This window comes from Brevibacillus sp. NPDC058079, assembly GCF_042885155.1.
Lineage (GTDB): Bacteria > Bacillota > Bacilli > Brevibacillales > Brevibacillaceae > Brevibacillus.
In genome coordinates, this window is record NZ_JBHVSO010000025.1 from 1 (window position 1) to 24,628 (window position 24,628).

18 protein-coding genes are annotated in these 24,628 nt (G+C 41.5%); 9 read left to right on the forward strand and 9 right to left on the reverse strand.

Annotated elements, in window-relative coordinates; genetic code table 11:
* Positions 1-139 precede the first annotated feature (139 nt).
* Positions 140-2,110 (reverse strand): methyl-accepting chemotaxis protein, encoded by a 1,971-nt coding sequence (locus ACFVS2_RS33480; protein WP_390240864.1) that lies wholly within the window; start codon positions 2,108-2,110, stop codon positions 140-142.
* A gap of 396 nt (positions 2,111-2,506) precedes the next feature.
* Here ACFVS2_RS33480 and ACFVS2_RS33485 point away from each other — a divergent pair, with 396 nt between their 5' ends.
* The gene (locus ACFVS2_RS33485) at positions 2,507-3,568 is read left to right on the forward strand and encodes an SDR family oxidoreductase (RefSeq protein WP_390240866.1); all 1,062 of its coding nucleotides are present in this window, start codon (positions 2,507-2,509) and stop codon (positions 3,566-3,568) included.
* 120 nt (positions 3,569-3,688) lie between these two features.
* Here the strand turns inward: ACFVS2_RS33485 and ACFVS2_RS33490 are convergent, their stop codons facing one another.
* Positions 3,689-4,081 (reverse strand): RidA family protein, encoded by a 393-nt coding sequence (locus tag ACFVS2_RS33490; RefSeq protein ID WP_390240868.1) that lies wholly within the window; start codon positions 4,079-4,081, stop codon positions 3,689-3,691.
* A gap of 387 nt (positions 4,082-4,468) precedes the next feature.
* Positions 4,469-5,989 (reverse strand): chitinase, encoded by a 1,521-nt coding sequence (locus ACFVS2_RS33495; protein WP_390240870.1) that lies wholly within the window; start codon positions 5,987-5,989, stop codon positions 4,469-4,471.
* 446 nt (positions 5,990-6,435) lie between these two features.
* Between ACFVS2_RS33495 and glpT the strand changes: the two genes are divergently transcribed.
* On the forward strand, positions 6,436-7,800 hold the full coding sequence (gene glpT / locus ACFVS2_RS33500) for a glycerol-3-phosphate transporter (RefSeq protein ID WP_173621386.1): 1,365 nt from the start codon (positions 6,436-6,438) through the stop codon (positions 7,798-7,800).
* A 307-nt stretch (positions 7,801-8,107) separates the two neighbouring features.
* Here the strand turns inward: glpT and ACFVS2_RS33505 are convergent, their stop codons facing one another.
* Together ACFVS2_RS33505 and ACFVS2_RS33510 are read right to left on the reverse strand one after the other, a co-directional pair.
* Positions 8,108-8,425 (reverse strand): hypothetical protein, encoded by a 318-nt coding sequence (locus tag ACFVS2_RS33505; protein ID WP_173621387.1) that lies wholly within the window; start codon positions 8,423-8,425, stop codon positions 8,108-8,110.
* 344 nt (positions 8,426-8,769) lie between these two features.
* Positions 8,770-9,639 (reverse strand): LysR family transcriptional regulator, encoded by an 870-nt coding sequence (locus tag ACFVS2_RS33510; protein WP_390240873.1) that lies wholly within the window; start codon positions 9,637-9,639, stop codon positions 8,770-8,772.
* Between the two features lie 139 nt (positions 9,640-9,778).
* Between ACFVS2_RS33510 and ACFVS2_RS33515 the strand changes: the two genes are divergently transcribed.
* From ACFVS2_RS33515 to ACFVS2_RS33545, 7 genes are all read left to right on the forward strand, one after another.
* Positions 9,779-10,246, forward strand: coding sequence for a nucleoside deaminase (locus ACFVS2_RS33515; RefSeq protein WP_390240875.1), 468 nt, complete (start codon positions 9,779-9,781; stop codon positions 10,244-10,246).
* Positions 10,247-10,285: 39 nt separating this feature from the next.
* On the forward strand, positions 10,286-11,488 hold the full coding sequence (locus ACFVS2_RS33520; protein ID WP_390240877.1) for an MFS transporter: 1,203 nt from the start codon (positions 10,286-10,288) through the stop codon (positions 11,486-11,488).
* Between the two features lie 327 nt (positions 11,489-11,815).
* The gene (locus ACFVS2_RS33525) at positions 11,816-12,235 is read left to right on the forward strand and encodes a MarR family winged helix-turn-helix transcriptional regulator (protein ID WP_390240879.1); all 420 of its coding nucleotides are present in this window, start codon (positions 11,816-11,818) and stop codon (positions 12,233-12,235) included.
* Between the two features lie 27 nt (positions 12,236-12,262).
* A complete protein-coding gene (locus tag ACFVS2_RS33530) occupies positions 12,263-12,904 on the forward strand; it encodes a nitroreductase family protein (RefSeq protein ID WP_390240881.1) in 642 nt (213 codons plus the stop codon).
* A gap of 31 nt (positions 12,905-12,935) precedes the next feature.
* Complete coding sequence (locus tag ACFVS2_RS33535) at positions 12,936-13,232, forward strand: putative quinol monooxygenase (protein ID WP_390240883.1); 297 nt, start codon at positions 12,936-12,938, stop codon at positions 13,230-13,232.
* Between the two features lie 301 nt (positions 13,233-13,533).
* Positions 13,534-14,628 carry a glycerophosphodiester phosphodiesterase gene (gene glpQ / locus ACFVS2_RS33540; protein ID WP_390240885.1) on the forward strand — a complete coding sequence of 365 codons (1,095 nt, stop codon included), beginning with the start codon at positions 13,534-13,536 and terminating at the stop codon, positions 14,626-14,628.
* 420 nt (positions 14,629-15,048) lie between these two features.
* Positions 15,049-15,438 carry a hypothetical protein gene (locus tag ACFVS2_RS33545; RefSeq protein WP_390240887.1) on the forward strand — a complete coding sequence of 130 codons (390 nt, stop codon included), beginning with the start codon at positions 15,049-15,051 and terminating at the stop codon, positions 15,436-15,438.
* A gap of 911 nt (positions 15,439-16,349) precedes the next feature.
* On the opposite strand, the gene ACFVS2_RS33550 is transcribed toward ACFVS2_RS33545, so the two are convergent.
* From ACFVS2_RS33550 to ACFVS2_RS33565, 4 genes are read right to left on the reverse strand one after another with little or no spacing between them, the layout of a single operon-like run.
* Positions 16,350-17,627, reverse strand: coding sequence for a DUF2399 domain-containing protein (locus ACFVS2_RS33550; protein ID WP_390240889.1), 1,278 nt, complete (start codon positions 17,625-17,627; stop codon positions 16,350-16,352).
* A gap of 5 nt (positions 17,628-17,632) precedes the next feature.
* Positions 17,633-21,910 (reverse strand): TIGR02680 family protein, encoded by a 4,278-nt coding sequence (locus ACFVS2_RS33555; RefSeq protein ID WP_390240891.1) that lies wholly within the window; start codon positions 21,908-21,910, stop codon positions 17,633-17,635.
* Entirely contained in the window at positions 21,894-23,093 is a 1,200-nt protein-coding gene (locus tag ACFVS2_RS33560) for a TIGR02678 family protein (RefSeq protein WP_390240893.1), read from the reverse strand. Before ACFVS2_RS33560 ends, ACFVS2_RS33555 begins: the two co-directional genes overlap by 17 nt.
* Positions 23,090-24,607: a TIGR02677 family protein gene (locus tag ACFVS2_RS33565; protein WP_390240895.1), complete on the reverse strand. Its 1,518-nt coding sequence runs from the start codon at positions 24,605-24,607 to the stop codon at positions 23,090-23,092. Before ACFVS2_RS33565 ends, ACFVS2_RS33560 begins: the two co-directional genes overlap by 4 nt.
* Positions 24,608-24,628 lie beyond the last annotated feature (21 nt).

Sequence of the window (24,628 nt, forward strand, 5' to 3'; positions counted from 1 at the left end):
GGAAACGCTATCTTATTTTTGTCCTTCGGACCTAACTCCACACAAGTCTAATTTTGTCTTGAAACAAAAAGTAGTGTTTATCTACAACCTGAAGACCAACATATGTTGGTCTTCTTTCTCTTTATCACTACAACTACAGTTAGCGCTCCAATTTAAAACGCTGCACCAATGACTGCAACTCTTCAGCAATGTTGGCAAGATGCCCTGCCGAAGCCGCCACTTCCTCCATCGAAGCATTCTGTTCTTCACTGGCCGCTGCGACTTGGTCGACCTCTTGTGCAGTGGCTTGGCTCATGGCGCTCGATTCACCAAAGGCTACAAGCATCGCTGTATTTGAATGCATCAACCCTTCGCTGACGCGGGCTACTCGCGCGAGGTGCGCATCAATGCGGTTAATGGCCTCATTCATCTCCGTAAAACGCTGCTCAACCGATTGTGTCAAATCACTTCCCGCTGTAGCAGAATCCACGCCTTCCTCCGTGCGTCTTACCATGTGAAGGACGCGATTCTGAACCTCGCCGATCAGACTGTCGATCTTTTCAGCAGCAGCACCTGTCTGATCAGCCAGCTTGCGTACCTCATCAGCGACGACAGCGAACCCGCGGCCTTCTTGCCCGGCACGTGCCGCTTCAATAGCTGCATTCAACGCTAGCAAATTCGTCTGAGAGGCGATATCTTGGATGAAATTCGTCACCCCGCTAATTTCTCCAGCAACCCGTTTCAACTCCTCCATCTCATCTTTTGAACGAGTGGAATGCTCCACGATCATATTCACCTGTTGTCTCGCCGCTCCAAGGGACTCCTCTCCGGTATTGGCCAGACTGGTGATGACCTGCGACATTTCCGTGCTCTCACGCAGGATGCGGATGGCTTCATCCAGCTCCTGTTGCGCTTGAGTCGCCGATTGCTTCACGGTATCTATACTCCGATTCATATCGGAAGACATGGACGCTATTTCTTGCATGGAAGTAGCCACTTGTTCAATCGTTTGCACGTTCTCCTCCGAATTCGCAGACAAATGCTGGGAGGAAGCAGAGATTTGTTCGGAATGATCGGTAATTTGACGCAGGACATCGGACAACGATTGCGACATCGTATTGAAGTTGGATTGCAGCTGCCCTATCTCATCCGTTCTTCCACTCTCGATAGACCGGACTGTCAAATCCCCCTGCGCGATCGAGTCGGTCAGTTGCTTCAATTGTAGGATTGGTCGCACCGTGCGTTTCATGAATATCCAAACGAACAGGGCAATGAGGGCAAGCAATAGTACGATGAACAAGAACGAAGTCCGCAACAGTGGCCCCGTTTTTTGATTGATTTCACTCCAATCAATCACGGAAACGACATTCAATCCGAGCGAATTTTGCTTGTTGAAATAATAATATTCACGAAGCTCGTCATCATCCATTTCGAAAGAACCCTGCTCTTGATCACGCATCACTTGGAAGCGCACGTCTTCAAGCGGCTTGCCTTGTGGGAATCGCGGATGCGACAGTGTCACGTTATTCTGATCGAACAAGCTGACATATCCCTTTTCTCCGATCTTGTACGTCTTTACCAGCTCGTTTAAGTGATCGATAGAAACGTCGATTCCCGCTACTCCTGTACCGTCCGAGAGCGTCTTGGCAAACGTAATCACGTAACTTCCGCTCACCGCGTCGATATAAGGTGGCGTCACAATGACCTGCCCCTTATGCTGCATCGCTTGCTTGTACCAATCGCGAGTAGTCGGATCAATTTCCTTTTTCGCCGAGTTGTAGTATCGATTGTCGTAGTACATGAACGCAGCCAAAACATTGTCGATGTCTTTCTCTATATTGCGGATGCGATCATAGATATACGTATCCGCATTTTGCCCCAGCGGAACTTGAACATCCGCAAAGCTATCGATCGTAACAGAATAATCCTGGTACGAATTATTGAGTACTTGTGTAATCATCGTGGTAACCGATTCGACTTGGGACAACAATTCGCGCTCTAACTGGTTGCGCGCCAGTTGTGTTAAGGTCAAGCTCAGAACGACAGAGGGAACAACAATAAGCAAGACGAGAAAAAATAGGATCTGCTTGGATAGCGATGCTTTATAACTAGTAATCATTTTCTTAATCATCTGTGATGACTCCTCTCTAGTGAAATAGAATAACGAGTTGCAGCCCAAACAACGCCTCACCGGTCGTCAGAAGGCGCGTTCCTATTAGGCCAGATTCATACCTATGCCCACCTTTTCCACATGGGCTTTTCTGCAAAGTATATTTTCCCTGTTAGTATCTATTTGAAACTTCACGGCATTAAATAAGTACTATCGATTGGTCGTTTTCAGAGGAAAATACCGGGAAATCCGGGGAAATGGCTATTCATGTGGCTGTTAAACAGTTGTTTGAAACTACCTAGTTGTTCACGATACCGTTTCATCCGCACTCGTCACAGCTGCATTTTTCATCATATAATGAATTATTGATATTTCAGTAACTCCCTACCTACCAAACATACGGAGCTGGTTAACCATATGAATATCCTTGTAACCGGAGCAACAGGTTTTCTCGGAAAAAAACTATCCCAAGATCTATTAAACGAGGGTCATACCCTTTACTTACTCGCTCGAAATGAAAAAAAGGCAAGCGATTTGTTGCATAGCTTTGCCGAAAAACACCGGGCACGGGTACATATTTTACTAGGTGATGTTTCGAAAAAAGGCTTGGGCGTCTCTGAAAATGATCTGGGACAGCTCAACCAAAAAATAGATGCGATGTACCATATTGCCGCATACCTGTCCTTCGATCCCGCTCAGAAACCACAGACGTACGAGGTAAATGTTGAGGGAACAAAAAATACATTACAATTCGCAGAAGCCATTGGCTCGCCCCGCTTTATCTATGTGAGTACGGCTTATACCATCGGCACCGAAACAGAAGGAAAAGAAGCGCTGTACAACCCGGAACGCTCCTTCGTAAACAACTACGAAGAGACAAAATGCTTGGCGGAGCATCTCGTCTTCTCCTACAGCGACAAAATGGAGACCATCATTGTCAGGCCGTCGATCATTATCGGTGATTCTAAAACGGGCGAAGCCGATACCAATTTTGGCTTGTATGGATTATTAAAAGGTCTTCGCGTGCTGAAAAGAAGAGCGTCCCGAGCAGAAGGCTGGGAAAATCAAAAGTACCGGATTTTGGTGGATGTCGACGTGAACTCGAACCTCGTTCCGGTTGATTATGTCTCTTCTGTCTTGCTCGCTGCACTTACCCATGGCGAGCATAAGGAAATCTATCACGCTACCAATCCTGTTCCCCCTACCCAACAGCTCGTAGTGGATTGCATCAAAGAAGTCTTGGATTTTCCGAATCTAGTTCCTGTTCCATTTGAAACAGACGAGCTGTTATCAGAAGAAGAGAAGACCTTTAATGCATCTATGAGCTTGTTCCATTCATATTGGAAGCGGAGTATCTCTTTCCCGAATCGCAACACCAAGAAACTGCTGCAAAAAGTGGGTCAAAGCGAATTGCAGATGGATAAAGAGATGTTGATTGGGATTATGAGTGGATTTCAGAAGCAGGCTGTGCTTACGTAGGTAGTGGCAGAATGAATAACCCTGTAACAGCAAGATGAGTTTGCCGTTACAGGGTTTGTTTTTGCTTAATCACACTCTTCCTTTTACTAGGTGTTGCTGTGCCCAACCGCCGTAACCGAGTTAGTCGGTGTGTGCGACGGCGCGGATTTCAATCAGTTGGTGAGGAAACGCAAGACCAGACACGCCGATGAGGGTACCGGCCGGACGATGGTCGCCCACATACTCTTTGTACAGACCGACGCACTGCTCGAAATGCTCTTGCGGATTAGTCAGAAAGATCTCCATCTCAGCGATGTTCGACTTCGTAACATCAAATCCCGCCAGCACGCGATCGAGGTTCTCCAACGTCTGCCGGGTTTGTGCCTCGAAATCGCCCTCGCCAACGAATGCACCCTGCATATCGTGAGAAAATTGCCCCGAAATGTAGATGGTACCATGGACGCTATAACCTTGTGTGAGGCCGAAACCTTCTTCCCAAGCGACACCGTGATTGTAGGTTTTGACATGAGTCATTTGATTCTCTCCTTTACTGAAAGTAAGGTTAGAATAAAAGGAGTTCACGCAAAAAAATAGTACGCACTTTATTGATAGCTACTACCAGAAAGGATAGTGAAAAACCAAAACCGTTAAGCTGCTGAACTCACAACCTCTTCTCAGGAAACGTTACTTCAAAATAAATCAACCGATTCTCGTAAAGTATCAGGAATCACTAATGTTAATTTTGGAGCTACAAGAACGATTTCAAAATCGACTCCGATTCCTCCAGGTTGGGTCATTACAACCGCTACATCAGACTTTTATATCCTTACTTATAAAGGATAGTCGTACTCAGATCTAACTCGCATAATAACAATGACACCCACCCGTGAGAGCGGGTGGGTTTTTTCAAAGATTCCGTCATTACTGGTTCAGTGCATCAAGCGAAGTGCGAACATTATTGGCAAACGAATAGTTATTTCTAGCATCCCAGTTGATAGACCAGGTCATAACTCCTTGGAACTGCGGATAACCAGCTGGATTTTGGAGTTTGTAAGTTCCTCCAAAAGACGTGCCCTTTACCAAATATTGAAGGGCTTTCTGGATATCGGCAGGAGACGTATACCCTCCCCCGGCAGCGCTTGGAGCAGAAGGCAACCCGATAGCGACTTGGTTCTCCCTCAAGGCTGGAAACATGTTGTTAGGATTACGCCCGATAGGGAATCCTTTCAATAGCATTTCTGCCATCGCTACTTGGAAATCAGCCGTTCCTTGTTGATACGTACGACCATCTAATGCTTCTAGTGCTCCAGAATTATAGTGTTGGACGTGGATATAATTCATTCGATCGCGAAGGGCATGAATCACAGGCAGATAAGCGCCCCACGGCCCACCATAGGAAGCGTAACCTCCTTGGACATAAGCCGTTTCTGGCGCCATTGTCAAAATGAAAGATGGGCCAAATGTATTCGTGATCGTCTGAGTCGCTGAGATTAAGTTTATAATTTTAGGCGTTGTCGGATTTCTAAAATCAGTATCCCCCGCATTTAGCGACAGGGAGCTTCCTTCCAGATCAATGTCCATACCATCAAAACCATACGTTTGAATGATCGAGGTCATCGAGGTAATAAAATTTTGTTTGGCAGCTTCCGTCGTCAGCTCGACTGTACCATTCGCTCCGCCAATCGAGATGAGGACCTTCTTCCCCTTTGATTTCAAAAAGGCGATATCCGACTTAAATTCCTCAATGGATGCATTGAACGGCACGAATCCCATTGTCGCATGATCGCTACCGACTGGTTCTGCGAACGCAACATTGATTACATCGTATTTATCTGAGACATCTCTTAGCTTGAGTACCGTAGATCCATTGTCAAAATTATGCCAGTAGCCAATCAAAACTCTTTTGGACACCGGTTCCGTTGGGGATTTAGCTAAAGTTGTTACCGTTATCGAGGCGCTGGGTGGGGATACATTGCCTGCGGCATCTTTTGCCTGTATCTTGAATGAATAAGTCGTATTTGCTAGAAGCCCAGTCACGGTATAGGATGTTGTATTCGATGTACCAGCGAGTGTATCTCCGTTGTAGACGAGATACTCCTGAACAGCTATGTTATCCGTAGAAGCTGACCAAGATAAGCTGACCGAACTACTTGATTTCCCTACTTCACCAAGATTTGCGGGGGACGTAGGTGGAATGGTATCGGGAGCAGAGGGACCTTGCAGTTGCCACAGTGTCGGTACGTTGGGCGGTTCCCATCCGACAAGCGATGTATGGGCAAATGTACATTTGTAATCTTGCCCTTGATAAGTAACCACGTCTCCTAACTTGTATACGGTGTTGGGAGTCCACGGTGTCATGGCGTTAGAAGACTGCGGGAATATAGAAAAGATTAAGATAAGCGACAGTACTACCAAAAATCCTGTTTTTCTTATCAAATACATCAAACAAATCCTCCTTCATTTTTACTTGTAATAAAAAAAGAGTGTCCTTTACATCTTTGCTTACCCCCTCATACAGATGAGCTAATATAAAGATATCCTTATATTTGGAAAAGATGTATTTTTTGATTAATATACACATAAAAAAACCTCCTTTCCGATTAGAAGGGCTACGTTTCAACGCGGAATCAACTATGTATATTACAATAACAAGCATCTTTCCCCGGCAAAGGAATTTATCGCTTTGTTGGTTATGGTAAAATAACCCAAAACAACATCATTGACAACGTTTTCACAGAATAATAGAATACACTTACGACAAGTTAACTATGATGGAGATTCGGAGACTCATACTTTTTGGCACTTTCATTTTTGAAAGCGCCATTAAGGTATGGGTTTTTTTACTGTATCGCCATCCTTGTTAGAAATGATTTAGGGGGAGGAATAAGATGCTCAAACTGTTTAAGCCTGCACCGCCTATTGACAGATTACCTGACGAACAAATTGATTCTGAGTATAAAAAGCTCAGGCTTCAGGTGTTTCTCGGAATCTTCATCGGTTATGCGGCGTACTATCTCATCCGCAAAAACTTCTCGCTCGCCATGCCTTATTTGATTGAAGAAGGATATACAAAAACAGAGCTCGGTTTTGCGTTATCCGCCATTTCGATTTCCTACGGGATCAGCAAGTTCGTAATGGCCATTTTTTCAGACCGAAGCAACCCGCGAATGTTCTTACCTGCCGGTTTGATTCTTTCTGCACTTATTAGTTTGCTGATGGGCGTTGTTCCGTACTTCACCTCATCCGTCACGATCATGTTTGTAATGCTGTTCCTGAACGGTTGGTTCCAGGGAATGGGCTGGCCTCCATCCGGGCGTGTCCTCGTACACTGGTTTAGTGTAAGTGAAAGAGGAAACAAAACAGCCATTTGGAATGTAGCCCATAACGTTGGCGGAGGCTTGATGGCCCCTCTCGCTGTTGCAGGTGCAGCGATGTTCACCGGGCTTTCGGGTAATACCGCTTCCGGGTATGAAGGCGTGTTTATCCTGCCTGCTCTGGTTGCCATTGTCTTTGCATTCATTACGTATTTCTTAATTCGCGATACTCCGCAGTCAGCCGGCCTGCCGCCTATTGAAGAATATCGCAATGACTATCCAAACAAGGCGAAGAAAACGTTTGAAACAGAATTCTCCACAAAAGAAATCCTTTTCAAATATGTGTTGAACAATAAATGGGTTTGGGCAATCGCGATTGCCAACATCTTCGTCTACTTCGTCCGTTACGGCGTTCTGGACTGGGCGCCAACCTATTTGAGCGAGGAAAAAGGCTTTGATATGAACAAGTCGAGCGTTGCCTACTTCCTGTACGAATGGGCAGGTATCCCGGGAACGCTCCTGTGCGGCTGGCTGTCCGATAAATTGTTCAAGGGCCGCCGTGGACCCGCAGGGTTTGTCTTTATGCTCGGCGTATTGATCGCTGTTCTGGTCTACTGGTTCAACCCACCTGGAAATTCCGTGGTCGATATGATTTGCCTGATCGCTATCGGTTTCCTGATTTACGGTCCAGTCATGCTGATTGGTTTGCAAGCCCTTGATTTTGTTCCGAAAAAGGCTGCCGGAACCGCTGCAGGGCTGACCGGTCTGTTTGGTTACCTGGGCGGTACAGTCACAGCGAATGCATTGATGGGGGTTATCGTTGATAAATCCGGCTGGGATGCAGGATTTATGTTGCTGACAGCTTCGTGCGTATTGGCTGCTTTTGTTTTTGCCCTTACGTGGAATGTGCGGGGGCAGGAAGTAGTTAAAAATCATTAAAATAGCAAAAAGAAGGATGAAAATCGTTGTGATTTTTATCCTTCTTTTTTTATGGCATGAATAACCAGTTTTTTCAGGACTCCTTCCTAGTATCCAGCTCACCGGATTACCATCCCCTCTACTAAATAGAGAAAAAATCTTACACTCTAAGGACCGTCACGATAGCTTTGCACATTTGCGAAGTTCTCGAGATCGATCCGAGGGAGATTGACGAGTGGAAAGACCGGCGGCAACCAAGTTAAGAGAGGTCAGACAAAATTACGTAACAATAAATAAAAAAGCCCAAATTTGTGGGCTTTGTGTTATCTTACTTTTTTTGAGTAGGTGCAGCAACAGCAGGAGCTGTCCTTTCTAATTTCTTTTCGACCTTCTTTTCTGAATGCCTTATTGGTCGAGCCATAAATTCAAATACGATGTACCCCATAAAAGCACACACCAATATACCAAGCTGACTAACGGCTTTTAACAAATACTCATTTGAAAGTTGGGTCGCTTGAACAGCAGAAGTATTAGCCCCAAGTTCTACATTAAAGCGGTAACTACTTTGTAAGCCACTGAGGTCTGAACCTGTTTTAAAAACCACTAATAGCATGACGATACGAAATAACCAGATAAAATAGCGCAATGATATCTCTCCTTATGATTATAACTCTACAGACCCTTTCCCTTTATTTTGGAAGTTTAAACGCATGCTAGTTATTATGGAGATTGCTAACAAATTAGCGTTACAATGGTAAATAAAAAAAGCCCACCTATCCATGTGATATAGTAGCTGATTACCATGTGAAACAATTCAGTCTATTACAGGGACGGTAAGCAGTGTTGAATCTGTTGAATTAGAAGAAACTATTGAAAACGTTCCCCTAATAAGGAGTTATGGTGAGAAGTGGATTTTTCCAGAGAAACAGTAGTAATTACATGGCTTCAGCTAAGTCGGCCACCAGTCTAATAGGTTACAAACACAACGTTCTACTGCTTGATTTGCTCAATAAAATTCCTTGCCGCCATGGAAAGGTAGTGATCCTTTAGCCAGATGATGCCCGATGCGGCACTCAAATGCTTGTCATCAATCCTGGTTACTTTCAGTTCATGTCCCTTGTGCATTTTCAGCACGACCTCGGGTACAATCGTCGCTCCGAAACCCGATGAGACCAGTTCCAACAACATGGGGATATCCGAGCATTCGGACAACAGATTTACTTCCAATTGGCGGCGGCTAAATTCCTCCAAGATCATGTGGTACACCCCTAATCCTTCGGTACTCGGCAAAATCAGCGGATAGGCTTGCATCTCTTCAAATCTGATCGCAGAAGAATGCCGATCATCCTGCGCAGACGAAACAAAGTAAAAAGGTTCTTTTTTCAATGGCATGACGGAAAAATCATCGAGTTCAAGCGGGAAGCGTACAATCGCCAGCTCTATCAACCTTTCCTTTACCATCTTGCAGAGCTGAGCTGACTCGTTTTGCTGAATTTTATAGGTGATGTGCGGATACCGCTCCTTATATTTCCGTAGTTCAGCAGCTAGTATGTCGGAAGAAAGCGTGTTGACCCCGATACTCAATTTCCCGCGCGCTCCCACACCGATTTCTTTCACCTCCAATCGTGACTCTTCCATATATTTCACGATTTTTTGTGCGTGCTTGTACAGGTTGACACCCGCTTCCGTCAACTCCAACCCTTTTGGATGCCGGATTACCAAATCAACCCCCAGATACTGCTCAAGGTTTTTCAGCTGTTGGCTTAAAGGAGGCTGAGCCATATGGAGTTTTTTCGCGGCTGCCGATATTTTTTTCTCTTCTGCAATTGCTATGAAATAGCGCAGTTGCTTGATATCCATTAGAAGCGACCCCTTTTTGATATACGAAAAACATTAGCAACACGAATATCATTAATATTTTTCATATAGATGCTCCCATAGTAGCATAGGGACATGCAGTACAAAAGGAGTGTAAGCATGCTCCGAGGAGGAGATCGCTGTGAAAGCAAATCCATTCATGCAGCAGGCAATCGAATTGGCGTACGAAAACACCTTGAAGAATAAAGGCAAACCTTTTGGCGCGGTCATTGTAAAAGACGGAAAAGTGATTGGAACGGGAGTAAACGATGTGCTCGCCACCCATGACGTGACGGCTCATGCTGAAATGCAGGCCATTCGGGAAGCATGTAAAACATTGGACAGCCCTTCGCTCGAAGGCTGCGAAGTATACGCCAGCGGACAGCCTTGCCCCATGTGTCTCGCTGCGATCTACTGGACAGGCGCTAAAACCGTTTATTATGCCTACACCGAGAAAGATGCCGCAGAGATAGGAATGAGCACCAAATACGTTTATGAACAACTGGCGCTTCCTTATGAAAAACAAGCATTGCCGATCTTGCACCTGAAGAATGAAGATGTGGCCAAAAATCCATTCGCAATATGGAAGCAAACCATGACGAACAAGTAAGGCGGACTGCTTTTTTCAGAAGCAAAGGAGAAAAAATTCATGTCTACCCATTCATCATTTCCACTGCTATTAGTTAACATGTTTCTCGCGATGCTCGGCATCGGACTCGTCATTCCGGTCTTGCCGCAGTTTCTGAATGAATTTGGCGCTGGCGGACAAGCAGCCGGTTATCTGGTCTCCTGCTTTGGGCTCACTCAGTTTCTTTTTTCGCCCATTGCCGGAAACATCGCGGATAAGTCCGGTCGAAAGCCGATGATTGTCCTCGGACTGAGCTTGTTCGCTCTTTCCAACCTCACGGCAGCCATCGCTGACGATTTGCTGCTTTTGTTCGTGTCACGCTTTATCGGTGGTGCCGGCTCTGCCGCTTTGGTACCATCCATCATGGCTTATGCAGCGGATATTACAACGAACGAGCAGCGTACCAAAGTCATGTCGTATATAGGTGCGTCCATGTCCTCCGGTTTTATCATCGGGCCAGGTGTCGGAGGATTGCTCGCTGAGTATGGCATGCGTGCGCCTTTTTACGCTTCTGCGTGCATCGGTGTTCTAGCGATGATCGGCAGCATGATCTTTTTGCCTGAGTCGCTTCCGTTGGAAAAGCGTTTGGCACGACAGCAATCCAAGGAAAAAAAGCCCAACGTTTTCCTGCAGCTTGCCTTATCAATCAAATCTCGTTTTTTTGTTCTGCTATTCCTTGTCTTCGCCATTACCTTCGGCCTTACCCACTTTGAAGCGATTTACCCTCTCTACGTTGTTCAGAGCTATGGCTTTACCACCCGTGACATCGCCATCTTGTTTACGGTATGTTCTTTGATTGGCACGTTCAATCAAATTATGCTGACGACTAGGCTCATTCGACGCTTCGGGGAAAAAACGACTATCAATTACACATTGCTGTTGTCTTCACTCTCGCTTGTCTTTCTGATATTCTCGGGCAATTTTCTGTATGTGATGTTCATCACGATGCTGTTTTTCACTTGTAACAACATCTTGCGGCCAACGATCAATACGCTTCTCTCCAAGAGAGCCGGGGAAGAACAGGGATTCGTAGCTGGAATGAACAACGCTTATATGAGTCTGGGGAATATTTTCGGACCCCTACTTGCCGGTATTCTGTTCGATGTTCAAATCAATTTGCCTTATCTGTTTGGAGCATTGGTTCTCTTGGTTGCCTACTTTGTCTCCGTCAAGTGGATCGAGAGGAAGAAAGTCGTTACAAGTATGGAAATCCATAATCAATGAAAACAGCGACGGACTAGGTCGAAAGAACCACCTAGACTGCCGCTGTTTTTCTTGAACGAACAACCTCTATCCTTTGTTCCCTCATAAGATTTTATCCTATTTGCTAAACTCCACTTTTACCGGTACCTTCTATCCATCCGTTAACTCAGCGACTTTTGCGGGGATCATATGTTGCAAACGATGAAATAAGATGTTATATTAATTGACGTATCAATTATTGATGCGTCAAATATTATCAAGTTATCATGCTCAACTGACTGTATGTTGTCATTGCTTGAGGATATATGACTGAGTTCCTATTCATATTGCCCCCGGGAGGCATTTTTCATGACACGCAAGGAATTTGAAGAGGAGCAAATACTGAATCTGCTCATCGGATTAACCAATAAAATAAGTCCCAAGTTCGAACGCTGTACCGGAATCAGCTCTACTCGTCTCGCGATCTTGCAAATCCTTTGTGAATGCAACGAAATCAATCAGTCCCAGCTACAAAAGCACATCAATATCGACAGTGCTGCCATTACACGCCACCTGAAGCAACTGGAAGCGGATCGCATGGTGACCCGACACAAAAATCCAAATGATAACCGCGAAACCTTCGTTCGTCTATCCGAAGAAGGACATCATCGGATTGAAGGGTACAAAAGCGAGAAACGAAATTTCATCCAGCAGATTCTGGAAGGCTTCAGCGAGGATGAAACGCAGGTCTTAACTGATTTTCTCAAACGGATGCAAAACAACATTTGATTGTTCAAGAAAGGAGTCTGTTTTTACATGATAAATACCGTACAAAGAACAAATGATTTTCGTGAAATCACGTTTGGTCGTCATTCCGTCAAACTTTATGATCCTGAAATAAAAATCAGCCGCGAGGAAATGATTGAAATTCTAGCGGGAGCCACACGCGCTCCATCTTCAGTCAACATGCAGCCTTGGCGCTTTGTGGTTATCGAAAGTCAAGAAGAGAAAGAAAAGCTTGCAGAGCTGGCACGCTTCAACAAAACGCAGGTACTCACCTCTTCCGCGGTCATTGCCGTCTTCGTCGACATGGATAATGCGGAATATATGGATGAGATATTTGGAAAAGCTGTCGAGCTCGGATACATGCCGCAGGAAGTGAAGGACATGCAGCTGAAAGCCGTAAAGCCTTATTACGCCAATATACCAGCTTCTGACCTGCGGGATGTCAATTTTATCGATGCCGGTCTCGTATCCATGCAATTGATGCTGGTTGCCCGTTCATTCGGCTATGACACGAACCCTATCGGCGGCTATGAAAAGGATCAAATAGCAGAAGCGTTTGATTTGGACAAGGATCGCTATCAACCGATCATGCTGATCAGTATCGGGAAAGCAGCCAAGGAAGGACACCCCTCTTACCGTCTCCCTGTTGAGACAGTGACAACCTGGAAATAATTCAAATTCGTTGAAAGAAAGGGAGAAAACCATGCTTATTATACATGCCCATCTGCAAGTGATACCCGCACAGGAAGAAGCCTTCCTTCAAGCGGCCAAAGTCCTAGTTGCTGCAAGCCAAGCTGAAGAAGGCAATGTAGGATACACCCTTCTGAAAAGCACAGAGCAAGAATATCACTACACCATGGTAGAAAAGTGGCAGGACGCTGCCGCAGTAGCGGCCCACAATGCAAGCGCTCATTTTCAGGCTTTTGTGAAGGAAGCTCCTTCCTTTTTTGCAGGAGCCATGGAATTGGAAGTATTCGCAGGAGAGCCTGTGAAGTTGTAATTTGTATTTCGTGATGACGGAAAAACAGCAAGGTTGGTCCTGCGATCAGCCTTGCTGTTTTTTGTAGGGAGGAAAGACGCTGCCGTGAAAGAGAAATTTTCGTTATGGAATATTAAATTTCTGCTTTAAGAGGGCAGCCGCCAACAATTTATTGACAGCGCTTTCTTTATCCCTTACATTAGTAAACAATATAATATTTTTGTGATGGAGATCAGGAGATTCACAATATTTCATTTGGTATGGTATAACCTACCAATGAAATTTGTGGATCTTTTTTTCATCCAAATGGAGGAGGAAGAACATGAAAAAACTGGTTACATCCCTGGTAGCCGCTCTCGCTATTACAACAAGCTTTGGAAGCATATCCTTTGCCGAAGCGGATAAGATTGTCATCGCCCACCGCGGAGCGAGCGCATACTTGCCGGAACATACGCTGCCCGCAAAAGCGATGGCTTACGCGATGGGAGTCGACTACATCGAACAAGACGTGGTCATGACAAAGGACAACAAACTGCTCATCATGCACGACCATTATCTGGACAGCGTAACCAATGTAGCGGAGGTCTATCCTGATCGAAAACGAAAAGACGGCAGGTACTACGTTATTGATTTCGCTCTTGACGAGATCAAGAAACTGAAAACAACAGAGGTCTTCACAGTGGAAAACGGCAAGCAGGTGCAAGACTATCCGGATCGCTTCCCTCTCTGGAAATCCAGCTTCAATGTTCACACCCTGGAAGAAGAGATTGAACTGATCCAGGGTATGAACAAAAGCACAGGTCGTAACGTAGGGATCTATTCAGAGATCAAAGCTCCTTGGTTCCACAGACACGAAGGAAAGGACATCAGCCTCGCAGTGCTGCAGGTGTTGAAAAAGTACGGCTATGTGTCCAAGAATGACAAAGCGTACATACAGACTTTCGACCCCAATGAAGCAAAACGGATTCGCACGGAACTCTATCCACAATTGAATATGAACGTGAAGCTTGTACAGCTCATGGCAGAAACCGGCTGGAACGAAACCATGATCTATGAAAACGGTAAGGCAGTTCCCTACAACTACGATTGGATGTTTGAAAAAGGGGCGATGAAAGAAATTGCGAAATACGCAGACGGCGTAGGGCCATGGAAGCCGATGATCATTAAAGAAGAGTCGACGAGAGACCACCTGATCATTACCAATCTTGTCAAAGAGGCTCATGAAGCTGACCTGGAAGTGCATCCATACACCTTCCGAGCGGATGAAGGACAAATCCCTGCCTATGCAGCAAGCTTCGAGGAGCTGCTCGATCAGTTCTACTTCACAGCAGGAGTTGATGGGGTGTTTACGGACTTCCCTGACCGTGCCGTTGATTTTTTACGAAGAGCGGAGTACCAAAGCAAAATGTCACACTGACACAGACTGCAAAGTAACTTAAAAACACCTCAGTAACACTAAAACGCCGGTATCTTGTACGCTAAGGATTACCGGCTTTAATATTGGGGGATTCTTTTTGGGACATAGCAGAGATACGAAATGAGGAGTTTTCAGGTGATCATCATACATCATTCTAATGGCGGGAAATTCATTGATATTTGCAAATCCAGCATTTACCACAGAGTCTTTTGCTACGTAGTAATGTCTTTCTCCATCTGGGCCCCCCTTGATTAGGATGTCTACTTACTCTTCCGTGTGAATATTCTCATTTCATATAAACTGAAATACCCCCCCCTTCGCTCACATAATTGTGAGGGTTGAGGTTTGTTTTTACTCTATTACTATCAATTTTTCCTGATACAATGACTTCATCCTATAAGAAAGGTTGGTGTGGCAGTAATGAAGAATGAAAGTCAACCTTACATGGATTTTAGAGAAATGTACCGCGATATCGATTTCGCAGCAGAAGCTTACTACAACGAGTTTTTCCATGCCTACAAGACGGATGGGCGATTCCCCGAAGTATATACGCTCGAGCAAACGAAAAGAGCTTCTAGTGCCATCCAACTTCTTCAACTCTTGGAATGGGAATGGAACCCGGTTCGTTTACTGGCATTATTATCGACAGTAGGTGCTGCCCTAGGAATCGGACGCCCTGTACCTGTTTATGATTTTTGTTCAATGATTCAAGGTATGAATCTAATAGGTTCTCCATATGCAGACTACTATATTGAAAAGAAAGACATTCTTATAGCTACGTTGGAGATGTTTGCAAATGAGGAACCATAGAAGTTAAAGAGTACGTTATACCGTTAAACCCCGCCTCGACTCTGATAGAGCTTGTGGCGGGGTTTGGCAATTGCAGAGTGCCTAATTTCCACTCTGGTAAATTTATGTAACAGACAATATTTCACCTAACACTTTGTTTCAATAAATATATGGCTTGAAAATAAAAATAAGCCGAGGAAAAACAGATGTGCATACCTGAATTTCACTCGACTTATTAACATGACTTTAATCGCAAAGAAAAACTTTATACTTTTTACCAAGTCTAATGTAAATTTACTTACTCTAATGTCAACTAACAACTGAACAGGATTGTTCGATTACATTAAAGTTGGTTCTTGAAAAATACAGTAATATCAAGCATTTTTGATTTTTTGTCCTCTTTTATAAGTTACATTATATTGGGTTCGCAAGAAAAACTCTTATAATTCCCTGTAACATTAAAGTTTGTACCTTGTAATGACATTAAAATTAATTACTAAAACCCAATTTTTGATTGCGGTTCCTGTATACTCAAGCTTAAGAAAAGAACTAAAAATAATTTCTCAGTAAGTACGAAATCGTTTATTCAATTCATTCATTACGAAGTCATACGCCTCTTGAGTAGTCCAAATATGGGAGCGGCTTTAATACATCTTTGCAGCGTGCGCTGACTGTCACTTTTCCGTTTCCTCAAAGACGAAAATGCTGTCTTGTCCAGCGTATTATATACATCAACTAAGCGGACACCATACTTAATCGGTGTATTCATTACTTTGCCAGGGGTCTGTCTATTCTGTTCATCATAACTCACAAAACTTATACCGCACCCTATTTTTGAATGGTATTTTGGTGACTTCATTCAACAACGACAGGTCTTCCTTTTCTATTTACACAAAGTATTTTACGCTCTCTAATAAAAAGCGGTAAAAAAGCTACTTCTTTTGTTTATTTATATCTTCTAAATAGAACGGAATCAATTTCTCTTGAAACCCTGCTTTGCCCGATATTTGTAATTCCTTTACTAAGTCATTTAACTCCTCGTCCGCTATCGTTTCTAAGAGATGGGGTTTATTTAATAGTGATGTATCCGATACAGCATGTTCATAATCCGCTTTATTCATTCTCCAATAGTGAATATGCTTCGAATATTTCTTTTTAAGACGGTAAGCCATCTGCAAACCCTTTACATCTAAATCTCCAGCATAATAAATTTCACAATCACTTTCTACTAAGCGTTCAACTAATAATATACCTGACAATTTAAATTCACCATGCGTACAAACCAGTGGAACTAAGTTATCTTTTAATTCATCCATTAAACCAGAATATACGCCTGAATTTTCTAATATAAACACCTTTTTCCCTACAGAGGGGTACACTTTTGAAATCTTCATCATTTCTCTTAAAGATATATTTTGCGTAGACCGTTCTTCGCAAGCATATCTCCATTGAAGCATATCTACTCCTTCTTTTTCAGCTCGCAATCCATAACACGTTACAAAATTATGCAAATCATCTTTTGCTAGTTTGAAAAAAGCAAGAAGTTCATTTTCTTCTTTCACATTTAGTTCTGAGCGATATTCGTCACATTCTAGCAAGCTTCTCAATAACTCTAATGTTGTGATGAGTTTTTGACTCCCGTCAAAGTAATGAGGATTGCCAGTCACTCTTTCAACAAATACAGAAAGCCTTTCCGCTTTTCCTGGCAAAAGATAAATACCTTTGACTAACAATTCTACTTCACCATATGATTCTTGATTATATAGCACCGTAAAAATCTTGGTACCTGTTATCTTGTTTTTAACTGCCTCTATAACCAATTCAACATTATCATGAGGATATTTGCTCTTTAGCGAGTCAAAAAAAGCAAGACGCATTTTCACTTCATTTTTCAATCGTTCTTTCTTTGAAATTAACGGAGCCCCCTGCACACATTCAATTAAATGCCACAATGAAACACCTTCAAATCTCGTTCCCTCAAACCGTTTTTCAAACTTTTTTAAACCCACTGTCATGGTTTTCCCTGCTTCATATTGAATACCCAACCAACGTCCTATTTTTTCTATTTCTATTTCCGTAGGATAAATTAGTTTAACAGTTCCACCAATTGCATTCAAACTCTCGATTTTTTCCTTAAAAAGAAGAAAAAGCCTAAGGAATCCTTTCTGCTTAAAATGTTCTACTGCTTCTTTGTAAGTACGTTCATCCATTTACATCACCTCAGCAGTTTTTCCCATTCCTTACGCATTTCTATTTCTTCCTTTTCATCTGGACTAAGGAAACTCTCATCGGTTAATCCATGTCTATGTTTCAATATTTTCTCGTTCTCAAATATTTGTTTCCCATTCCACACATAAGGCATCGGTGTAAGCTGCTTTGTAGTTTTATCCAAATCCAGTTGATAAATAGCTATTCCAGGTACGCTTGGATAATCTCCCCATAACGCTTGAGAGGTTAAGATGTAGTTGAATCCCATTTCTTCCATCAACGCAAACATCTCTTCAATGTTTTCCTCGTCAACACCGGCGAATGCTTCATCTAGTGCAATGATTTGTGGTGCTTCAAGACTTGCTTGTTTATATTTTGAACATACCGCCGAAAACAACGGGATATAAATTGCCATAGCTCTCTGACCACCGCTTAACTTGGAGAATTTATCTGTATCGAGAACAACTTCAGATTCTCCTTTTAGTGTGATGTATATCTTGAAATAATACCACTTTCTGTAGTCTACGGTATAACGGAGAGCCTCTTCTAACGTTCTTGTGCGGTTATCATCGCCTTTATTCAATTGCGTCTTCGCCTCTTCGATCTTCACCGAAAAATGACGCACTAATGCATCAAAATCCTCATCTTTTAATGTATCTACATCTCTATCCAAAAGACTGACCAACCTTCTGGTAGATAGAGTATCTTTCCCGTCAGACGCACTTTTCTCTTTAGGTTGCCAACTAATTCGAAGTTTTACTTCATCTTTTAAACTCATGATTTCATTAATGTCTTTTTCCCATTGTTTCGCTTTACTAATAAGATTCTTAATTTCTTTTCCTAAATCATCAATAACCAACCGCTTTAACATATCCTCTTCATCTCGACGAAGGATTTTCTGCTTACTCTCTACTTCTTTCTCTAAATATTCCTTAAATTCAAGCGGATTTCTTTTTTCACCATTTGAAATAACTTCTATATCTGAACGAGAGAGATCGTCTTCTAACAAGGTGATTTTATCTAGATATTTACCATTGTAGGCGTCTAGATAGTCTACATTGACATTTAAGTTTCTATCTATTTGTTTTAGAATGTAATCCTCTAGTCCGCTCGCATTTGCTTTAGAGTACTCATTCACCAGTAACGTCTTCGCTGAATTTACCGTATGCAGTTTTTCTTTCTTTTCAGGGTCCCCTTGGTAAAACACCTCTCCACTTCCCAGTATCTCATCCAATACATCTAGATGGTCTTCTGTGTTCCGACCAGATAATCGTAAATGAGCTTTAAATATAGCTTCTCTAGTCCGCAAGAATTGGTTGCTAAAAACCAATTCTTCCTCAATGTAATTGATTTCAGATGATGTATCAGTTATCGACGCCTCTATTAACTCCGGCTTAGCTTTTAAGTTATCTATTTCTTCTTCCAATGTTTCTATCTTATTTTCAAGATCCAGTATCTGGATTTCTATACTTTCAGCGTCTAAATCTCTAAGCAGGTCGTCAATCACTTTTATGTGGTGCTCATATTTCCGAATTTCTTTTTCTGTATCTGAAATTTCATCAATTGCTTCTTGTATTTCATGAGCAATGTCTTCCTCTCTATCTTTTTCCGACCCCAAATTGTTTTGCATATATAATGTGGCTTCTAATTTACTTTTGAACATCATCACTTCATTCTTATAGCCATCGCTCGTAATTTGGAATTTCTTAAATGTATCCAAATCAGGTTTACAAGAGAAATCTTTGGTCAATTGAATGCGCTCATTTTTTCTTCTACGATATTGGATATTAATGTTCTCTCTTTTCTTGTCTAACTTATTCCTGTCTTCGCGCTTAATTTTTATGTGGGTATTCTTTTCATCAATCTCCTTCTTATTATTGATAATTTCGCTGAGTGATGGTCTATTACTATACTCCTCAACCAACACGCTTTTACGAGCTTCTAATTCTTCCATTTCAATGGTTAGGCTTTCAAGCTCTTCTTCATTTCCCTTCAATACAGCTATTAATTCAGCGATTTTAGCCTCTTTGAAACGTTTCCTAGACTCTTTTCCGATGTACTTGGCATATTCATTTTGAACTGCATGGCCAATAACTATACCATGTTGATAGTAACCGCTCTTAGTTACAAAAGAGAAGTTTCCGTGCTCTTCCAATGAAATACTCTTCAAGACATCTTCTACTTCTTTGGTAGTAATTTTCGTATCATTCGGTAACACCACATCAAACACTTCAGTTAAGTTCTGTAATTGCATTGGCAGTTCTTTAGGAACAATCACGGAATCATTGTGCTGCACATGTCCTAAGTAATCATGAGGTACTATCAGACTATCAAGAATCCCCATCTCAATAAGGGCAGATTCAATGCGTTCTTTTTCAAAGTCAGAGAGATTTCCTTTGAAATCCACCGCTTCGTAAAACGGCACAAATGGCACCTGAGCTCTCGTCAACTGTTTACGAACTTCTTCCGTTTCCTTTCTCCTCTCGGGCTCAGGTTCCCTTTTATTTCCCCATTCGCTCAATTCTTTTTTTAATGCTTTTTGCTCATCACCCAAATTATTCCACCTGAATTTTAACTCACTTTTCTCCTGCAACATCTCCGATTTTAATTCATGCAACGTATTTTTTAGCTTTTCCTCAAAACGCTGCGGAGTAGACTCGGTATACTTATAGAAGTCATCAATATCTCCTACCATTTCACCGATATCTGTCTCATTTAATACATATTCATCGTTTTCGTTCAGCCATTCACCAAATAAGACTTGATACGTTTCTTTTGATTGGTTTAGCGCTTCTTCCAATTTCTTAACTTCATCTTCCATTTCCCCGATTAGATTATGGATCTCCTCGAATTCCTTATTCACAGTATTGAGCTCTTTTCTATAGTGCTCTTCATCGGAAATGACATTAATAATGTCTCTAATTAAGATAATATGGCTATCTATGCGAATGTTCCAACTTTTGAAGAAGTCCGTATCTCGCTTTTCATCATTCAACACGGCATGTACAGCCGTTTCAAATGTTACACCTTCTTTAAATTCCACTTCCTCAGCTGTATACTTCAGCTCCTCCAAATCCTCATAAGACTCCTTTTTATTTATATAGATAGAATCTTTTAGATACTTAACTTTATCTCTAATCCTTATTTCTTGTTCTTTCTTCTCTTCTAATCTTTTTTGTTTTGAAGAAAGCTTCGTAATACTATCTTGTCGAAGTCTTATATTCTCATTTTTCTCAGTTGATAAAGAGCGAACTTCGTGGCTAGATAACATGCTCAACTCGGTTTTACTGAGGTTCAATAATTCTTTCTTCTTATTAATTGTAGATTTTACTTTTTGAAGCTCTTCCTGATTCCTCTTCAATACCTTATGTTTGTCTTGAACTTTAAGTTCCAATTTGGTCTGGTCTTCTCTTGCTAACGAATACTTTTTCGTAACTTCTCTTAGAGCTACTTCCTGGAATACATTATAAGCATTAGCGAGTCCTTCTATTAATTTTAAATCTTTTTGATGCTTACTGATTTTTTTTTGCCGCTCATCAATATCTCTCATCGTTGAAGCGGTATTAGATAAATCTTTATGTGGTACTTCCGATAAAGACTCAGATAACAAATTACTTAATATCGAAGGCTTAAAATCATTTCCAAGCTTCGGCTTACGAACCTGTATGATGAGGTCAGTAAGGTCATTAAATAAGGAGATATCCTTAAATTTGAACATATGTTTATTTACATCTTCTGCATACTGTTTCGGGTTTTCAGAAAAGGAACCATTCAATTCTTTTATCACAGCCTTCAATTCTTCTTTATTTAATACAAGAAAGGTATCTTTGCCATCATAATCTTTTCCTGCTTCCTTCACCAATCTGAAATCTATATTGACTCGTTTGTTTTTCACAACATAACCCCATGACTCCATCTCGCTTTCATTTTTAAAGCGAATCCCAATCCCAGTCGTTATGTATTCATCAGAGAATCTCTTTTTATATTCCATGAAGATATAAGCAATTTTTGTGGTATCGAATTCTTCCCCATCTAAGAACATATAGTCTTTAATTCTTTTGTGTTTGCTACCAAATGGGTCCAATCGCCACGGGTCTTTTTTACCGTCCAATAGAAGTGGTAATAAGTGTTGCATAGTTACCGATTTTCCGTGACCGTTATTTCCACCAAACAAAATATTTCCTTTTTCAAAATCGTAGATTTCTTCCTCATAAAACCAATAGTTTATAAATCCTGCCCTTGAAGGTATCCACTTATCCGTCAACGTATTATTCACCATGGCCATAATCCTCCTCCTTTGCTTCTTTTAATCCCTCATCAACCTCTTTAGAGTATCTCCCTGTTCGACGAACCAACGGAGAGTAAAGTTTTACTTGATACGTTTCCTTATTAAATTGTGCAAGTTCCCATTCTTCCATAAAACCTAACAATAATTCCCCCAAACTTCTTAGAGTTAATTGGTTCAATTTATTAGACCATCCTAAACTAAAGCGCTCTTTTGTTTTCAACAATATTTCTTCATATTGAGAATAACTTAACTCTAAGACGTAGGAACCCTTTAGCAAACTACCTTGACTAACTTCCTCTTTCACAATCGTAGCAAGATGAAGAACAGCTATCCCTTCCGACGAAATTTGTGTCTTTGGAAATTGATGAACGAAATTATACGTATTCTCTGAAACGAGCAGCCAAACATCTCGATACCGTTCCAAATAAAAAAGTGTGTTTTCCTCGATAAGTTGTTCAATCCTTTCCGCTTGACCTCTCTCGGAGATATACTTCTTTTCATTTTCCGTTAAATCATCAATATATAATACCGGTTGAAAGTATAGTTTTCTCATTAAACTATGCTTGATTTCATCTTTGCTTAGTCCATCTTGGAGTAAATCTTCATAATGGAGATACTCTGCTATCGGATTAGATAACGCACGAGAATAGTACTTAATTAAATCTGTAGATCGATAGAGCACTCTCGCATCCTCCGAATCTTTGAAATCATCCTCAGAACCATCTAGTAATTTTACTAAATCTAAATTTTGGCATAACTTTAACGCCCAAACAAAACTTAAGCGTTGGCTTCGATTTTTCCAATCCACATCATATATCTCTTCGTCATCACTTTTCCCTTTCAAAAATTCCCTCACTTCTTCGGCAAGTTCCCCAATTAAAAACATTTCTTCTGGAGTTTTGTTTTCCAAATAAGAAAAAACCGCCATTAAGTACATATAATCCAAGGGGGACTTAAGTTCATCTTGAAAACCCATCCAACCTTTAACAGTAGCCGGCACTTTCTCAAGTTTGACACTCTCCGTGCCAACAAAGAACTTGTAACCAAAGTTTTCAGAGAAGAACTTCCTGATTTTTCGTTCATATCGTAAAATCGTTCGATATTCCTCAGGATAATATTTTCTTTCCAAAATATATTGTTCTAAAAGCAATGTTACCGCCTTATGATAAGCCTCACTCATCGCACTTGATTCTCCTTAAACACGATTTCAATATCATACCCTTTAAGTGTTCCGTCTGTGCTATTTAAAACCACACGGTCATCAGAACAATATCTAAAGGTATATTCAAGACCTGTTTGAGTTCTAGCGTATTGATTGGCGTGAGTTTGTTTTTTGAAAATAGGGTTGCAATTTCTTTTGATCCACTTCAATATGATTTTGCGCTGAAACGGCTCTATATTTTCTAATTCTTTTAAAAGGATTTTTCCATCTCGAATTAACTTCTTAATTTCTTGTTCTTCATATTTATAACGAGCTAACTTCTTCTCGAATATCTCTTTTTGTGCTTCTTTATCCCTGCGTATCGTACTCTTACGTTTTTCTTTTCTCGGACCCCTATTGGTTTGGTTGGGCGTTATGTATTCTCTATCTGGCTGATACCACAATTCTTCTTGTTCGCTATCCATGATTCGTTTATCCCCTTGGATTTTTCTACTGCCAGCTACCCCAAAAGCAGACGCATATATCCTATGTGCCTCATCAACATTAGTCGTTTCAGAAAACCATCTAGCAAGTGTCCTAAAGTCGTCCTTCCTACTTCTAACCACGCTCTGAATTTCACTTAATCTATTGGCGTAACGACTAATCATCGTGACAGCTTCTTTGGTCTTTTTCGATACCATTTCCACTTCACTAACCTCACCATCACGGCCTATAAACCAATACTTTAGTTCGCTCCACTTGTTTCGTTGGATAAGTTTGAATCGCTCTTCATCAAAGGTCTCATCAAACCAACTGTTTACTTTCCGTAATTCCACAATTTGCTCGACATATTTATTTACATGAGCATCATCTATTAATTTTAATTGTCGAACTATTCTTCCTCTCTGGCGGTTTAGTTCATTCACAAAGTTACCTAGGTATTGGATGAATTTATCTTTGAAATTCATGAAATATTCAACTTTAAACAGATCAAATTCTTGAGCAGATTGAAGAAGTGCTAAATAACTGCTAGAATTACCGCTTAATGATTGGAACGTTTTAAAAACCTCATTCCACCTTACTTGAACGTATTCAGCGCTTAAATATTCTGGCTCTGACTCTCTAAAGTCGGATAGCGCTTTTAATAACTTTTTAAAAGCATAACTGTCCAATGAACCAGTAATGGATTCATCGAATTCATCTATTTTTATAACAAATTCTTCAATAGATTTCCCTATCGTTGTAATTTGATATAGATACCTTTTATTTATGTATTCTTCAATAGTAGGTCCTGTGTCATTATCCTGTTTAACTTTTACATTTCCCCAACGTTCTAAACTTCTTAATGCTTCTTCTAACTCAGATTTGGTAAACTCTTCATCAACATATTTCTCTTCTTTTAACCAATCATATAACTGCTCAAGGCTAGTGTTAAAATACTGAATGCTCATTTGTTTTTCGTAGAGATGCCTCATAAGTGGTCGATAGAGTTCACTTTTTTGAGTATTTAAATACTCAAATGCTTCGATTTTCCCATACACACCTGCTGCCAAAGTAACTTCCCTCCTTATATA

Coding starts and splice junctions, on each gene's coding strand:
- ACFVS2_RS33495 (WP_390240870.1), bottom strand. CDS start 5,989: ATGTATTTGATAAGAAAAACAGGATTTTTGGTAGTACTGTCGCTTATC.
- ACFVS2_RS33480 (WP_390240864.1), bottom strand. CDS start 2,110: ATGATTAAGAAAATGATTACTAGTTATAAAGCATCGCTATCCAAGCAG.
- ACFVS2_RS33530 (WP_390240881.1), top strand. CDS start 12,263: ATGATAAATACCGTACAAAGAACAAATGATTTTCGTGAAATCACGTTT.
- ACFVS2_RS33485 (WP_390240866.1), top strand. CDS start 2,507: ATGAATATCCTTGTAACCGGAGCAACAGGTTTTCTCGGAAAAAAACTA.
- ACFVS2_RS33550 (WP_390240889.1), bottom strand. CDS start 17,627: ATGGATGAACGTACTTACAAAGAAGCAGTAGAACATTTTAAGCAGAAA.
- glpQ (WP_390240885.1), top strand. CDS start 13,534: ATGAAAAAACTGGTTACATCCCTGGTAGCCGCTCTCGCTATTACAACA.
- glpT (WP_173621386.1), top strand. CDS start 6,436: ATGCTCAAACTGTTTAAGCCTGCACCGCCTATTGACAGATTACCTGAC.
- ACFVS2_RS33560 (WP_390240893.1), bottom strand. CDS start 23,093: ATGAGTGAGGCTTATCATAAGGCGGTAACATTGCTTTTAGAACAATAT.
- ACFVS2_RS33545 (WP_390240887.1), top strand. CDS start 15,049: ATGAAGAATGAAAGTCAACCTTACATGGATTTTAGAGAAATGTACCGC.
- ACFVS2_RS33555 (WP_390240891.1), bottom strand. CDS start 21,910: ATGGCCATGGTGAATAATACGTTGACGGATAAGTGGATACCTTCAAGG.
- ACFVS2_RS33535 (WP_390240883.1), top strand. CDS start 12,936: ATGCTTATTATACATGCCCATCTGCAAGTGATACCCGCACAGGAAGAA.
- ACFVS2_RS33490 (WP_390240868.1), bottom strand. CDS start 4,081: ATGACTCATGTCAAAACCTACAATCACGGTGTCGCTTGGGAAGAAGGT.
- ACFVS2_RS33510 (WP_390240873.1), bottom strand. CDS start 9,639: ATGGATATCAAGCAACTGCGCTATTTCATAGCAATTGCAGAAGAGAAA.
- ACFVS2_RS33525 (WP_390240879.1), top strand. CDS start 11,816: ATGACACGCAAGGAATTTGAAGAGGAGCAAATACTGAATCTGCTCATC.
- ACFVS2_RS33520 (WP_390240877.1), top strand. CDS start 10,286: ATGTCTACCCATTCATCATTTCCACTGCTATTAGTTAACATGTTTCTC.